Annotated in this window: 15 protein-coding genes; 8 read left to right on the plus strand and 7 right to left on the minus strand. The window is 71.1% G+C overall.

The features are described from left to right. Positions 1–118: 118 nt before the first annotated feature. Positions 119–532 carry an anti-sigma regulatory factor gene (locus ACFRAV_RS05365; RefSeq protein ID WP_108954438.1) on the plus strand — a complete coding sequence of 138 codons (414 nt, stop codon included), beginning with the start codon at positions 119–121 and terminating at the stop codon, positions 530–532. Then, positions 529–1725: an RNA polymerase sigma factor SigF gene (locus ACFRAV_RS05370; protein ID WP_382551810.1), complete on the plus strand. Its 1197-nt coding sequence runs from the start codon at positions 529–531 to the stop codon at positions 1723–1725. Before ACFRAV_RS05365 ends, ACFRAV_RS05370 begins: the two co-directional genes overlap by 4 nt. 57 nt (positions 1726–1782) lie before the next feature. On the opposite strand, the gene ACFRAV_RS05375 is transcribed toward ACFRAV_RS05370, so the two are convergent. Beyond that, positions 1783–2247 (minus strand): hypothetical protein, encoded by a 465-nt coding sequence (locus tag ACFRAV_RS05375; RefSeq protein ID WP_382551812.1) that lies wholly within the window; start codon positions 2245–2247, stop codon positions 1783–1785. Positions 2248–2320: 73 nt separating this feature from the next. Between ACFRAV_RS05375 and ACFRAV_RS05380 the strand changes: the two genes are divergently transcribed. After that, on the plus strand, positions 2321–3289 hold the full coding sequence (locus ACFRAV_RS05380; RefSeq protein WP_382551814.1) for a diacylglycerol/lipid kinase family protein: 969 nt from the start codon (positions 2321–2323) through the stop codon (positions 3287–3289). Positions 3290–3607: 318 nt separating this feature from the next. Beyond that, the gene (locus ACFRAV_RS05385) at positions 3608–3865 is read left to right on the plus strand and encodes a WhiB family transcriptional regulator (RefSeq protein WP_351117618.1); all 258 of its coding nucleotides are present in this window, start codon (positions 3608–3610) and stop codon (positions 3863–3865) included. 204 nt (positions 3866–4069) lie between these two features. On the opposite strand, the gene ACFRAV_RS05390 is transcribed toward ACFRAV_RS05385, so the two are convergent. After that, a complete protein-coding gene (locus ACFRAV_RS05390) occupies positions 4070–5548 on the minus strand; it encodes a PAS domain-containing sensor histidine kinase (RefSeq protein ID WP_351117617.1) in 1479 nt (492 codons plus the stop codon). A 403-nt stretch (positions 5549–5951) separates the two neighbouring features. On the opposite strand from ACFRAV_RS05390, the gene nagB reads away from it, so the two are divergent. Further along, on the plus strand, positions 5952–6737 hold the full coding sequence (gene nagB / locus ACFRAV_RS05395) for a glucosamine-6-phosphate deaminase (protein WP_382551815.1): 786 nt from the start codon (positions 5952–5954) through the stop codon (positions 6735–6737). A gap of 97 nt (positions 6738–6834) precedes the next feature. Here nagB and sodN read toward each other — a convergent pair whose 3' ends face one another. Further along, positions 6835–7230 carry a superoxide dismutase, Ni gene (gene sodN, locus ACFRAV_RS05400; RefSeq protein WP_108954432.1) on the minus strand — a complete coding sequence of 132 codons (396 nt, stop codon included), beginning with the start codon at positions 7228–7230 and terminating at the stop codon, positions 6835–6837. Between the two features lie 144 nt (positions 7231–7374). Between sodN and sodX the strand changes: the two genes are divergently transcribed. Then, positions 7375–7821, plus strand: coding sequence for a nickel-type superoxide dismutase maturation protease (gene sodX, locus ACFRAV_RS05405; RefSeq protein ID WP_382551816.1), 447 nt, complete (start codon positions 7375–7377; stop codon positions 7819–7821). Here sodX and ACFRAV_RS05410 read toward each other — a convergent pair. The 4 genes from ACFRAV_RS05410 to ACFRAV_RS05425 all read right to left on the minus strand — a co-directional run bounded on the left by ACFRAV_RS05410 (position 7716) and on the right by ACFRAV_RS05425 (position 11253). After that, a complete protein-coding gene (locus ACFRAV_RS05410) occupies positions 7716–8354 on the minus strand; it encodes a CGNR zinc finger domain-containing protein (RefSeq protein ID WP_351117614.1) in 639 nt (212 codons plus the stop codon). The genes sodX and ACFRAV_RS05410 overlap by 106 nt on opposite strands. Before the next feature lie 168 nt (positions 8355–8522). Further along, positions 8523–9284: an amino acid ABC transporter ATP-binding protein gene (locus ACFRAV_RS05415; RefSeq protein WP_382551817.1), complete on the minus strand. Its 762-nt coding sequence runs from the start codon at positions 9282–9284 to the stop codon at positions 8523–8525. Continuing rightward, positions 9281–10237 (minus strand): amino acid ABC transporter permease, encoded by a 957-nt coding sequence (locus ACFRAV_RS05420; RefSeq protein WP_382551819.1) that lies wholly within the window; start codon positions 10235–10237, stop codon positions 9281–9283. The genes ACFRAV_RS05415 and ACFRAV_RS05420 overlap by 4 nt, the downstream gene beginning before the upstream one ends. A gap of 53 nt (positions 10238–10290) precedes the next feature. After that, positions 10291–11253, minus strand: a complete 963-nt coding sequence (locus ACFRAV_RS05425) for an ABC transporter substrate-binding protein (protein WP_382551821.1) — start codon at positions 11251–11253, stop codon at positions 10291–10293. Between the two features lie 529 nt (positions 11254–11782). Here ACFRAV_RS05425 and ACFRAV_RS05430 point away from each other — a divergent pair. Together ACFRAV_RS05430 and ACFRAV_RS05435 are read left to right on the plus strand one after the other, a co-directional pair. Beyond that, entirely contained in the window at positions 11783–12997 is a 1215-nt protein-coding gene (locus ACFRAV_RS05430; protein ID WP_382551823.1) for an NADP-dependent malic enzyme, read from the plus strand. Between the two features lie 167 nt (positions 12998–13164). Beyond that, the gene (locus ACFRAV_RS05435) at positions 13165–14130 is read left to right on the plus strand and encodes a zinc-binding dehydrogenase (RefSeq protein ID WP_351117610.1); all 966 of its coding nucleotides are present in this window, start codon (positions 13165–13167) and stop codon (positions 14128–14130) included. Positions 14131–14170: the final 40 nt, after the last annotated feature.

A 14170-nucleotide genomic window follows, 5' to 3' on the forward strand; every position in this document is an offset into this window, starting at 1 on the left:
GTCCCGGGGACAGGAATGTCCCGCGCGCGGTAGCGTCACCGCTGAACCATGTATCGCGTTACCCCGGAGGGGCGACTCCCGGGGACCTGAAAACGCTTGTACCACCTTGGAGGTGAGGGTGTCCCAGATCGCAGGCGAGCCCGCGACCCAGGACTTCGTGGAAGTCCGGCTGCCGGCCGCGGGTGCCTACCTGTCGGTGCTGCGGACGGCCACGGCCGGTCTCGCCGCCCGCTTGGACTTCACCCTCGACGAGATCGAGGACCTGCGCATCGCGGTGGACGAGGCCTGCGCGATCCTGCTCCAGCAGGCCGTGCCGGGTTCGGTCCTCAGCTGTGTGTTCCGGCTGGTCGACGATTCGCTCGAGGTCACGGTCTCGGCGCCGACCACGGACGGGAACGCCCCGTCGCGCGACACCTTCGCGTGGACGGTCCTGTCGGCCCTGGCGGGCAAGGTCTCGTCCGCCGTGGACGAGGACCGCACCGTGTCGATCAGCCTCTACAAACAGCGCGGCGCGGGGCCCGGGACGACGTGAGGAACGGGGAGGGGCCGGTGCGGGACGACGAACGCGGCGCCCTCGGGGCCGCGGCCGGAGCGGGCGGACGGGCGGACGGAGCCGACGGGATTCCCGGGCAGGCCCGGCCGCATCCGGACGAGGCGACGGAGCCGAGCGGCGTGCCCGGCAGGCCTCGCACGACGGGGGAGACCGGGCGTCGGGGGGCTCGGGGAAGGGCTACGGGCAGGGCGATGAGCGAGCAGGACCGGGATGCCGGACAGGGCGCGGGCACCGCGCCCCGGGCCGAGCGCGGCCACGAGCCGGCCGCGGACGCGGCGGTCTCCGCCACGTCCGCCGGGGCGGAGGACGGCCACGAGGCGGCGTCGGACCACGAGCGGCCCGCCGGGCAGTCGCACCACGAGGCCGTCGGGGCGTCCCGCGACCCGGGCCGTCGGCAGACCCGTGAGGAGCGGGTGGCGCAGGACCGGAGCGCCGCGCGGGCGCTGTTCGTCCGGCTGCGCTCGCTGGAGCCCGGCACGCCCGAGTACGGAGAGCTGCGCGACCGCCTGGTGCGCATGCACCTGCCGCTGGTCGAACACCTGGCCCGCCGGTTCCGCAACCGCGGCGAGCCCCTGGACGACCTGACGCAGGTCGCCACCATCGGGCTCATCAAGTCCGTGGACCGCTTCGACCCCGACCGGGGCGTGGAGTTCTCCACCTACGCCACGCCCACCGTGGTCGGCGAGATCAAGCGGCACTTCCGCGACAAGGGCTGGGCGGTGCGGGTGCCGCGGCGCCTCCAGGAGCTGCGGCTGTCGCTGACCACGGCGACCGCCGAGCTCTCCCAGACGCACGGCCGGTCGCCGACGGTCCACGAACTCGCCGAGCGGCTGGGGATCTCCGAGGAGGAGGTGCTGGAAGGGCTGGAGTCGGCCAACGCCTACTCGACCCTCTCGCTGGACGTGCCCGACACCGACGACGAGTCGCCGGCCGTCGCCGACACGCTGGGCGCGGAGGACGAGGCGCTGGAGGGCGTCGAGTACCGCGAGTCGCTCAAGCCGCTGCTCGAGGATCTGCCGCCGCGCGAGAAGCGCATCCTGCTGCTGCGGTTCTTCGGGAACATGACGCAGTCGCAGATCGCGCAGGAGGTCGGCATCTCCCAGATGCACGTCTCCCGGCTGCTGGCCCGCACGCTCGCCCAGCTCCGGGAGAAGCTCCTCGTCGAGGAGTGAGCCAGGAGTGGGCCGAGCAGCGGAGCCAGCGGTGGGCCGAGGAGCGGGAAGCCCGGCCTACTCGCCGCCGGGCCCTCGCACCCCGAGGGCCTGGGCCGTCGCCGGGTGGACCAGCAGGACCAGGCCCACCACGGCGGCGGCGCCGAGCAGGATGCCGGCCCAGATGGCCACGCTGTCGACCTGGAGCAGGCTGTAGGCCACCGGGAGCGCCAGCAGCTGGGTGATCACCGCGGGGCCGCGGCTCCAGCTGCGCCGGGCCAGCAGGCCGCGCGCCGCCGTGAGCGGCAGCAGGGCCAGCACCAGCAGCGTCAGCCCTCCGGTGACGCTGGACCGGACGTCGCCGTCGCCCGCCCCGAGGGCGATCATCGCGATGCCTCCGGCCAGCAGGGCGAGGCCCTCCAGCCCGGAGATCACCGCGGCGGCGGTCAGCCGTCCGGGCCGCGGGCCCTCGGACTTCTCCGGGGCGACGGGCGGGCCGGCGGGGGAGGGGGAAGCAGGGGTGGGTTTCCGCTGAGCGCTCACGACGGCCAGGGTAGTCCGTACGTCCGGACCGTCCGTATGGGCCGGGTACCGATCAGTAGGTAACCTGCACACCATGCGCGCACTCCTCGTGGTCAACCCGGCGGCAACCACCACCAGCGCCCGGACGCGTGACGTCCTCATCCACGCGCTGGCGAGCGAGGTGAAGCTGGAGGCCGTCACCACGGAGTACCGCGGCCACGCCCACGACCTCGCCCGGGCCGCCGCCCGCAGCAAGGACATCGACCTGGTGGTCGCCCTCGGCGGCGACGGCACCGTCAACGAGGTGGCCAACGGACTGCTGCACGACGGACCCGACCCGGAGCGCCTGCCCGGCCTCGCGGTGGTCCCCGGCGGCTCCACCAACGTCTTCGCCCGCGCCCTCGGTCTGCCCAACAACGCGGTGGAGGCCACCGGCGCCCTCCTGGACGCCCTGCGCGAGGGACGGGAACGCACCGTGGGTCTCGGTTTGGCCGAGCCCGCCCCGGGTACCGGGGACGACGGCGCTCCGGTGCGCTGGTTCACCTTCTGCGCCGGCCTCGGCTTCGACGCGGGGGTCGTCGGGAGAGTGGAGCAGCAGCGGGAGCGCGGCAGGCGGTCCACACACCCCCTGTACGTACGCCAGGTGCTCCGCCAGTTCCTGGGAGACCCGCACCGCACCCGCGGGACGATCTCCCTCCAGCGGGACGGCGAGGATCCGGTGGACGGACTCGTGGTGACCCTTATTTCGAACACCGCCCCGTGGTCGTACCTCGGCAACAAGCCGCTGTACCCCTCGCCCGGAGCGTCGTTCGACAAAGGGCTGGACGTCCTGGGTCTGAGCAGCATGTCGACGGTTTCGGCGATGCGCTACGGCAGCCAGCTGGTGGCGTCGACGCCGGACCGGGGGCCGCGCGGGAAGCACGCGATGTCGCTCCACGATCTCAGTGCGTTCACCTTGGTTTCCAAGGTCCCGTTGCCCTTCCAGGTGGACGGTGACCACCTGGGGCTGCGGACGGGCGTGAAGTTCACAGGCGTACGCCGTGCACTGCGTGTGATTGTGTGAGTGGATCCTGCCTTAAACCTTTCACTCGAACGTATTGAGCAGGGTCCACCCCATGGAAGTACGGCTGTGACCTAGCAGACACCGAAGAATCAAAAAAAACTTTCCGGAAGGGGTTGTATCCGCCGCTGAGGTTTGCGAGTCTCTACGTGGCGCTCGGGACGGCCCGACAGACGGCCTCCCGCCAGAGCCCCGAACCCCTCTCCAAGCCAAGGATGGCCTCCCCGGGAAACCGGACTGTGGCCCTTCACTTGTTGGGGGTTTCGTGAAAGCGTTCACATTCACAAGCACTTGCACGAATACACAGGAGAGGTAGCAGCCATGGACTGGCGTCACCACGCCGTTTGCCGCGAAGAAGACCCCGAGCTCTTCTTCCCCATCGGCAACACCGGTCCTGCGCTGCTGCAGATCGAGGAAGCCAAGGCCGTCTGCCGCCGCTGCCCGGTGATGGAGCAGTGTCTGCAGTGGGCGCTCGAGTCCGGTCAGGACTCCGGCGTCTGGGGTGGTCTCAGCGAGGACGAGCGCCGCGCCATGAAGCGCCGCGCCGCCCGCAACCGGGCCCGTCAGGCCTCCGCCTGACAACCCACCCCGCGACAGCCTGAGCTTGGCGGCGCGTACAGCGTGTACGCATCTCCCGCCCCCGAGCCGCAGCGCGCAGTAACCGGGATCTGATCTCGAGCCCCGGACCGTTCTCGGTCCGGGGCTCGAGCCATGTCCCGCCCCGCTCGGCCCCGCCCGTTCGCGCCCGCCGTCCCGACCCGCAGGACGGGAGCGGGCGTCACGTCACTTCGGGGTGCGGACCGGGATGTCCAGCAGCACCCGGGTGCCGCCCTCGGGGCCGACCCGGACCATGTCGAAGGCGCCGCCGAGTTCGCCCTCGACCAGCGTCCGCACGATCTGCAGGCCGAGGTTGCCGGAGCTGTGCGGGTCGAAGTCCTCCGGCAGGCCCACTCCGTCGTCCAGCACCGTCACCAGCAGCCGCTCGTCGCGGGGCGTTCCGCCGCGCACCGCGGACACCTCGACGGCGCCGGTGTCGCCGGGACGGAAACCGTGCTCGAGGGCGTTCTGCAGCACCTCGGTGAGGACCATCGACAGTGGGGTGGCCACCTCGGCGTCCAGGATGCCGAAGCGCCCGCTGCGCCGGCCGGTGACCTTGCCCGGCGAGATCTCGGCGACCATCGCGAGCACCCGGTCGGCGATCTCGTCGAACTCGACCCGCTCGTCGAGGGTCTGCGAGAGCGTCTCGTGCACGATGGCGATCGAGCCGACCCGGCGCACGGCCTCCTGGAGCGCCTCGCGGCCTTGGTCGGAGTCCATCCGGCGGGCCTGCAGCCGCAGCAGCGCGGCGACCGTCTGGAGGTTGTTCTTCACCCGGTGGTGGATCTCCCGGATGGTGGCGTCCTTGGTGATCAACTCACGCTCGCGCCGCCGCAGTTCGGTGACGTCCCGGAGCAGCACCAGCGAACCGATGCGGGTGCCCTTGGGCTTGAGCGGGATGGCCCGGAACTGGATGACGCCCTCGCTGGCCTCGATCTCGAACTCCCGGGGCGCCCAGCCGCTCGCCACCTTCGCCAGCGCCTCGTCCACCGGGCCCCGCGACGGCGCGAGTTCGGCCGTGGTGCGGCCGAGGTGGCAGCCGACCAGGTCGGCCGCCAGACCCATCCGGTGGTACGCGGACAGGGCGTTGGGCGAGGCGTAGGTGACGACGCCCTCGGCGTCCAGCCGGATCAGCCCGTCGCCGACCCGCGGGGCCGCGTCCATGTCGACCTGCTGGTCGGGGAAGGGGAACGCGCCGGCGGCGATCATCTGCGCCAGGTCGGACGCCGACTGCAGGTAGGTGAGCTCCAGCCGGCTGGGCGTGCGCACGGTCAGCAGGTTGGTGTTGCGGGCGATGACGCCCAGCACCCGGCCGTCGCGGCGCACCGGGATCGACTCCACGCGGACGGGGACCTCCTCACGCCACTCCGGGTCGCCCTCGCGCACGATGCGCCCCTCGTCCAGCGCCGCGTCCAGCAGCGGACGGCGGCCGCGGGGGACCAGGTGGCCCACCATGTCGTCGTGATACGAGGTCGGCCCGGTGTTCGGACGCATCTGCGCGACCGAGACGTACTTGGCGCCGTCGCGGGTGGGCAGCCACAGGACCAGGTCGGCGAAGGAGAGGTCGGAGAGCAGCTGCCACTCGGAGACCAGCAGGTGGAGCCACTCGAGATCGGTGTCGTCGAGATCGGTGTGCTGGCGTACGAGTTCGTTCATGGAGGGCACGACTGCGAGCGTACCCGGGCCGCGCGCGGGCGCCGCACCCACGGGCCGCGGCGCAGGAAGGGACCCTCAACCCTCCCGGCACCGCAGCCCGGAGCAGCGTTCGGCCCTCGGGTGTGCGGCCCGGAACCGACCGGTGAGGACCCGGGCGCAGTCAGGGCAGAGAGGCCCGGTTCCTCGGTCCGCCTTCCTGTGCGGGGAAGGCGGCGTCTGTGCGTCCCTGCCTCTCACCCGATTGTGGACCGGCCGCCGGGCCGTGTCCATGGGCAGAGGCGTGGGCTCCCGCACGGTGAAGCCTAGCCCGCCCGGGCCGGACGTGGGACCGCTCCCGGACGGTTCCGCCGGGCGGCCGTTCTTGCTAGATTGGTCTAAACCATAGGTCTATACCAGGATGGTGGTCCTCGGCGTGGAAGTCGTCATCGTTCCCGACGCGCGGGCGGGCGGCGAGCTCGTCGCCGGCGCCATGGCGTCCCTGCTGCGCGAGAAGCCCGACGCCGTGCTGGGCGTCGCCACCGGCTCGACACCGCTCCCGGTGTACGAGGCGTTGGCCGCGCTGGTGCGGGCCTGCCGGGCGGACGCCTCCCGGGCCCGGATCGCGCAGCTCGACGAGTACGTGGGTCTGCCGGCCGGTCACCCGGAGTCCTACCGCTCGGTGCTGGCGCGCGAGGTGCTGGAGCCGCTGGGCCTCAAGGAGGACGCCTTCCTCGGCCCCGACGGCGGCGCCGCCGACCTGACCGCCGCCTGCGCCGCCTACGAGCGGGCGCTGGCCGAGGCCGGCGGAGTGGACCTCCAACTGCTCGGCATCGGCACCGACGGCCACATCGGCTTCAACGAGCCGTGCAGCTCCCTGGCCTCCCGGACCCGCCTCAAGACGCTCACCGAGCGGACCCGCGCCGACAACGCCCGCTTCTTCGACGGCGACGTCGCCCAGGTGCCGCGGCACGTCATCACCCAGGGCATCGGCACCATCCTGGACGCCCGGCACCTGGTCCTGCTGGCGACCGGCGAGGGCAAGGCGGACGCCGTGGCCGCCGCCGTGGAGGGCCCGCTGGCGGCCGTCTGCCCCGCCTCGGCGCTCCAGCTCCACCCGCACGCCACCGTCGTCGTCGACGAGGCCGCCGCCTCACGGCTGCGGCTGGCGGACTACTTCCGCCACACCTGGTCCCACAAGCCGGAGTGGCAAGGGCTGTGACCCGGCCGCCGCGGCCCGGGGGAACGGGCGCGGCGGTACGCACGCGAAGGGGCCCGGCTCGTGACGAGCCGGGCCCCTTCCCGTGGAACCGTGAAGGTCAGGCCTTCTTGGTCTCCCAGAAAATCTTGTCGATCTCGGCGATCAGGTCCAGAGCCTTCTGACCGGTCGCCGGGTCCGTCGACGCCTTGGCGGCCGAGAGGGCCTTCAGCGCGTCGTTGACCAGCTGGTGCAGCTGCGGGTACTTCTCGAAGTGCGGAGCCTTGAAGTAGTCGCTCCACAGCACCGAGACGTGGTGCTTGGCAATCTCGGCGCGCTGCTCCTTGATGATGGTGGCGCGCGTCTGGAAGTGCGGGTCGTCGTTGGCCTGCATCTTCTCCTGCGTGGCCTTGACCGACTCGGCCTCGATACGGGCCTGGGCCGGGTCGTACACACCGCAGGGGAGGTCGCAGTGGGCGCTGACCTTCACGCTACGGGCAAACAGGCGGGAAAGCATGAAGCAATCCTTCCTCGTGATCGTCTTCTCAGGTGGGACATTACTCCGTAGGCCCCGGGAAATCGCGGGTGCCCCCAGGGGCGTACGGCAAAAGTACGGGGTGGGACCGGGACTCCCGGAGGAGTCGAGCTAGGAGGAACGGGCATGACGGAGCAGTCGCCGGGCGAGGGCGGGCAGGAGCGGCCCCTGCTGCCCTTCGGCACGGCCGAGGTCACCGGGCCGTCGATGGTGCCGACGCTGCGCCACGGGGACCGTCTGGTGGTGCGCTACGGGGCACGCGTGCGGCCCGGGGACGTCGTGGTGCTGCGTCATCCGTTCCAGCAGGACCTGCTGGTGGTGAAGCGGGCCGCGGAGCGCCGCGACGGCGGTTGGTGGGTGCTCGGGGACAACGCGTTCGCGGGCGGCGACAGCACCGACTACGGCGTCGTCCCGCCCGACCTCGTGCTGGCCCGGGTGCTGCTGCGGGTGCGTCCGCGCCCGGCCGGTCAGCGGTCGGTGCCCGCGCTGCTGGGCTGGGCGCTCTCCTCGGTGCGGCCGGTGCTCGGCGCCCGGCCCGGCGAGGCCGCCTCCAGGCGCTTGCGGGCCCGGTAGGCCGCCACGTTGGCCCGGGTGGCGCAGCGGTCGGAGCAGTAGCGGCGGGAGCGGTTGGTGGAGGTGTCCAGGAAGGCGTTGCGGCACGGCGCCGCCTCGCACAGGCCCAGCCGGTTCACCCCGTACTCGGTGAGGTGGAAGGCCAGCCCCATGGCGGCGATGGCCGCGTAGCCGGCCGTCGCGTTGGACGGATGGTCGGCCAGGTGCAGGTGCCACAGCGGGCGGCCGTCCTCGTCGCGGTGGTCGTGGCCGGAGATCTGCGGGCTCACCGGGAACTCCAGCAGCAGCGAGTTCAGCAGGTCGACCGCGAGCGTCTCGTCGCCCGAGGCGGCCGCCTCGAAGACCGACCGCAGCCGGCCGCGCACCGACCTCAGCCGGGTGACGTCCGCGTCGGTGGCCCGCCGGGCCGCGGAACGGTTCGCGCCGAACAGGTCCCGGACGGCGTCCACCGACGTCAGCTCGTCCTTGCCCCGGGCCGGCTCCTCGCTGTTGACCAGCCGGACGGCGTAATCCGAGTAATAGGCCAGTTCCACTTGTCGTCCTTACGCGGGGCTCCGTGGTCTCGCGCGCCCGGCGGTAATGGCCGATCGCGAGTACAAGGTATTACCTCGCGGGAGGGAAAAGCGAAGGGGCGGTGCGGGTCGCCCCGCACCGCCCCCTCGGACGTGCTCAACCGGTGCCGGCGCCTGGGCCGGGCGGCGTCACAGCACCTTCGACAGGAAGGACTGCGTCCGCTCGTGCCGCGGGTTGGTCAGCACCTCGCGCGGGTCGCCGGACTCCACGACCACGCCGCCGTCCATGAAGACCAGGTTGTCGCCCACCTCGCGGGCGAAGCCCATCTCGTGGGTGACGACCACCATCGTCATGCCGGACTCGGCCAGGTCCCGCATGACGTCCAGGACGTCGCCGACCAGCTCGGGGTCGAGCGCCGAGGTCGGCTCGTCGAAGAGCATCAGCTTGGGGCCCATGGCGAGCGCGCGGGCGATCGCCACGCGCTGCTGCTGGCCGCCGGAGAGCTGCGCGGGGTAGTTCCCGGCCTTGTCGCCCAGGCCCACGCGCTCCAGCAGGTGGTGCGCCCGCTCCCGGGCGGCCGCCTTGCTGACGCCCTTGACCTGGATCGGCGCCTCCATCACGTTCTCCGCCGCGGTCATGTGCGGGAAGAGGTTGAAGCGCTGGAAGACCATGCCGATGTCCCGGCGCTGGAGGGCGACCTCGCTGTCCTTGAGCTCGTAGAGCTTGTCGCCCTTCTGCCGGTACCCGACCAGTTCGCCGTCGACGTACAGCCGGCCGGCGTTGACCTTCTCGAGGTGGTTGATGCACCGCAGGAAGGTCGACTTGCCGGAGCCGGAAGGGCCGATGAGGCAGAACACCTCGCCCTTCCTCACCTCCAGGTCGATGCCCTTGAGGACCTCGATCTGACCGTACGACTTGTGGACGTTCTCGGCCTTCACCATGGCGGTCATGCGGAGACACCTCCGGTCCTGGGGCTACCGAAGAGGTTCGCCTTGAGCTTCTGGAAGACAGTGGGCGGCAGGGTCCGGCTGGATCCCTTCGCGAAGTGCCGCTCCAGGTAGTACTGGAACACGCTGAACACGCTGGTCAGGACCAGATACCAGATGGAGGCCACGAAGAGCAGCTCCATCACCGCGTAACTGCGGGAACCGATCGACGAGGTCGCGCGCAGCAACTCCGTGTAGGTCACCGCGTACGCAAGGGACGAGGTCTTCAGCATGTTGATGAACTCGTTGCCGGTCGGCGGAACGATGACCCGCATGGCCTGCGGGATCACGATCCGCCGCAGCGTCCTGCTGTGGCTCATGCCCAGCGCGTGGGCGGCCTCGGTCTGGCCCTCGTCCACCGAGAGCAGACCCGCCCGGCAGATCTCCGCCATGTACGCCGCCTCGTTCAGACCGAGACCGAGAAGGGCGCACATGAACGGCGTCATCACGTCCGTCATCTCGTCCTTGTAGAAAGGACCGAGGTTCAGGTACTCGAAGATCAGCGCGAGGTTGAACCACATCAGCAGCTGGACGTAGACCGGCGTGCCGCGGAAGAACCAGATGTACAGCCAGGACACCCCGTTGACCACGGGGTTCTTGGACATGCGCATCACGGCGAGGATCACGCCGAGCACGACACCCATGACCATGGCCAGGACGCTGATCAGCAGGGTGGCGCCGGCGCCCTCGACCACGCTCGGGTCGAAGATCGTCTGCGGGATCGCCTCCCAGTGGATGTTGCCCTGGGAGAAGGCGTAGACCAGCCCCACGAGCAGGGCCACCACGACCACACCGCTGACCCACCGGCCGTAGTGTCTGACCGGGATGGCCCGGATCGCCTCCGGTCCGGCCTGAGGGCTCGGTGAGCCCGGCACGGCTGCGGGTGCCGTGTCCTTCTTGACTGGATTGTCAGTCATGGGTGACTGCCCTTCGGTGGAGCTGTTCGTGCCTGCGCGGTCCGGACGGTGAACTACTTGCCGCTGTTGATGGCGGCGGCGTCGATCGCGCCCGTCTCGGCGCCCCACTTCTCGAGCACCTTCTGGTAGCTGCCGTCCTCGATGATCGCGTCGACGGCGGCCTTGAGGGCGTCCCGGAGCTGGGTGTTGTCCTTGTCGACGGCGATGCCGAACGGGCCGGCGTCGTACTGGTCGCCGACGATCTCGAAGTCCTTGCCGTTGTTGGCCTTGCGGACCAGCTCCAGCGCGACCGGGTAGTCGTTGACGCCGGCCGCGGCGCCACCGGACTTCACGCGGGTCTGGGCCTCGGTGTCGTTCTCGAACGACTCGATCTTGATGGCCTTCTTGCCGTCGTCCTTGCACTTCTTGGACTGGGCCTTCAGGGCGTCCTCGTACGTGGTGCCGCGCTGCACGGCGGCCGTCTTGCCGCAGAGGGCCTCGATGGAGTCGACGCCCTCCGGGTTGCCCTTCTTCACGTAGACGGCGGTGCCGGCGATGAAGTAGTCGACGAAGTCGACGCCGTCACCGAGCTTCTTGCCCTTGTCGTCCAGGCCCTCCTGGCGCTGCTTGTTGTCCGTGATGGACGACATGGCGATGTCGTAGCGGCCGGAGTTCAGCGAGGTGATCAGGCCGTCGAAGGAGCCGGAGGTGAACTTGAACTCGACACCGAGCTGCTTGCTCAGGGCCTCGGCCAGATCCGGGTCGACGCCGACGACCTTGCCGCCCTCCATGAACTCCATCGGGGCGTACTCGGCGTTGGTGCCGACCTCGATGACGCCCTTCTTCTGGATCTCCGCGGGGAGCTTGTCGAAGAGCGGCGCCTTGGACGAGTTGGAGGACTTCTCGCCCGCCGGGGCGGCGCTCTCCGTCTGGTCGCCGCAGGCGGAGAGCAGCAGGGCGCCCGCGACCGCGATCGCGCCGATCGCGGCGGGACGCAGCGACACGCGGGACGGACGACGGGTGGGGCGTGCGGTCATGGTGGGATCCTCCGGCGGGTGGATGGAGTGCGAGCCACCGCCGCGAACACACGGCTTTGGGTGTCGCGCGGGGTAATGACCGCATCCTGCCATTCGGACTCACCCGTTCAGGTGAACTCCCAGGTCAAAATCGCATAACGGACACGCCCGAAAGGCCAAGAACAGGCAGGAGATGGGCGGCACTTCTGCGGTCATATCCGGAACGGACCGAAAGATCTCCCGTCCGTCTCGGGATGCGGACGGACCTGGAAGGCGGCTCGGGCGGTCGTGGGTGGAGTGGGGCGACTTGTCCATCTTTTCGGGCATGAGTCATGTCACTGGCGTGTGAGGTTCCCGGTATGGACTCGTCCCCGGGATCGTCGTCGGGTAAGAAAGTTCTTTACACCCCACATCGGGGGCTGGGGCGCGTGTGCGGCGCGCCCGTCGCGCGCGGCCGGTCATGGCATCCCTCCATGGTCGTGCGCGGTGCCCGCCCGCTCCTCACAAGGAGCGGTCACCCTCAACCAAGAAGCCTTAAGGGGTACGACACGTGTCAGCGGAGATCGTCAATCCTCGCACCGACCACACCACCGAGGGCCACGACGGCCTCGACCACATCGACCCGGCGTTCGCCCTGCACCGGGGCGGCAAGATGGCCGTGCAGGCCACCGTGCCGGTCCGGGACAAGGACGACCTGTCCCTCGCCTACACGCCGGGCGTCGCCCGGGTGTGCAGCGCCATCGCCGAGCAGCCCGAGCTGGTCAACGACTACACCTGGAAGTCCTCGGTGGTCGCGGTGGTCACCGACGGCACCGCCGTCCTGGGTCTCGGCGACATCGGGCCCGAGGCCTCCCTCCCCGTGATGGAGGGCAAGGCCATCCTGTTCAAGCAGTTCGGCGGCGTCGACGCGGTGCCGATCGCCCTCGCCTGCACCGGCGTCGACGAGATCGTCGAGACCGTCGCCCGGCTCGCCCCGTCCTTCGGCGGCATCAACCTGGAGGACATCTCGGCGCCCCGCTGCTTCGAGATCGAGGACCGGCTCCGCGAGCGCCTCGACATCCCCGTCTTCCACGACGACCAGCACGGCACCGCCATCGTCACCCTGGCCGCGATGCGCAACGCGGCGCGGCTGACCGGCCGGACCCTCGGCCAGCTGCGTGCGGTGATCTCCGGCGCGGGCGCAGCGGGCATCGCCATCGCGAAGATGCTGCTCGAGGCGGGCATCGGGGACGTGGCGGTCGCCGACCGCAAGGGCGTCGTCTCCAGCGACCGGACCGACCTCACCCCGGTCAAGGCCGAGATCGCCGCGATGACCAACAAGTCCGGGATCAGCGGCTCCCTGGAGGAGGCACTGGCAGGCGCCGACGTCTTCATCGGCGTCTCCGGCGGCACCGTGCCCGAGCCGGCCGTGGCCTCCATGGCGGACAACGCCTTCGTCTTCGCGATGGCCAATCCGAACCCGGAGGTCCACCCCGAGATCGCGCACAAGTACGCGGCCGTGGTGGCGACCGGACGGTCCGACTTCCCCAACCAGATCAACAACGTGCTGGCCTTCCCCGGCATCTTCGCGGGCGCCCTCCAGGTGCGGGCCTCCCGGATCACCGAGGGCATGAAGCTGGCCGCCGCGGAGGCGCTGGCCGCGGTGGTCGGCGACGACCTGGCGGCGGACTACGTGATCCCCTCGCCCTTCGACGAGCGGGTCGCCCCCGCCGTCACCGCGGCCGTGGCGGCGGCCGCGCGGGCCGAGGGCGTCGCCCGGGCCTGACCGGACAGCACCCCGTGCGCGTACCCACGCGGCCCCCGGCGCTCCTCGCGGCGCCGGGGGCCGCGGCGCGGCGTCAGGGACGGTGGGCAGCCTCACGCGGGCCGTGACGGCCACGTCACAGTGCCGGATGGTTCCCCGAGGCCCGCGGGCGACCTAGGGTCGAGGTCATGTTCGCTGCCTACGCCGCACGTATCGACCGTGACCAGCCGCTGAACGGACTCGAGTTGGGGGAGCGCCCCGCGCCCGAGGCGCGCCCCGGCTGGACCACCGTCAACGTGAAGGCCGCCTCGCTCAACCACCACGACCTGTGGTCCCTCAAGGGCGTCGGCCTCGCCGAGGACAAGCTGCCGATGATCCTCGGCTGCGACGCCGCGGGCGTCGACGAGGACGGCAACGAGGTCGTCCTGCACTCCGTCATCGGGCAGACCGGCCACGGCGTCGGCCCGCGGGAGCCGCGCTCCATCCTCACCGAGCGCTACCAGGGCACCTTCGCCGAGCAGGTCTCCGTGCCCACCTGGAACGTGCTGCCCAAGCCCAAGGAGCTCTCCTTCGAGGAGGCCGCCTGCCTGCCCACCGCCTGGCTGACCGCCTACCGGATGCTCTTCACCAACGCCGGCGTCCGCCCCGGCGACTCGGTGCTGGTCCAGGGCGCCGGCGGCGGCGTCGCCACCGCCGCGATCGTGCTCGGTAAGGCCGCCGGGCTCAAGGTCTTCGCCACCAGCCGCGACGAGGCCAAGCGCAAGCGCGCCCTGGAGCTCGGGGCCGTCGAGGCGGTCGAGAGCGGGGCCCGGCTGCCGCAGCGGGTCGACGCCGTCATCGAGACCGTCGGCGCCGCGACCTGGTCCCACTCGGTCAAGTCGCTGCGGCCCGGTGGCACGCTCGTCATCTCCGGCGCCACCAGCGGTGACGCGCCCTCCAAGGCCGAGCTGACCCGGATCTTCTTCCTGGAGCTCAAGGTGGTCGGCTCCACCATGGGCACCAAGGACGAGCTGGAGGACCTGCTCTCCTTCTGCGCCGCCACCGGCGTGCGGCCCGTGATCGACGAGGTGCTGCCGCTGGACCGCGCCCGCGAGGGCTTCGAGCGGATGGCCTCCGGGGAGCTCTTCGGCAAGATCGTGCTCACCGCGGGCTGACCCACGGCCCCGCGCTCACCTCAACCTCCGCCGCCCGGTG

The sequence above is a fragment of the Streptomyces sp. NPDC056600 genome, assembly GCF_042792855.1.
GTDB lineage: Bacteria > Actinomycetota > Actinomycetes > Streptomycetales > Streptomycetaceae > Streptomyces.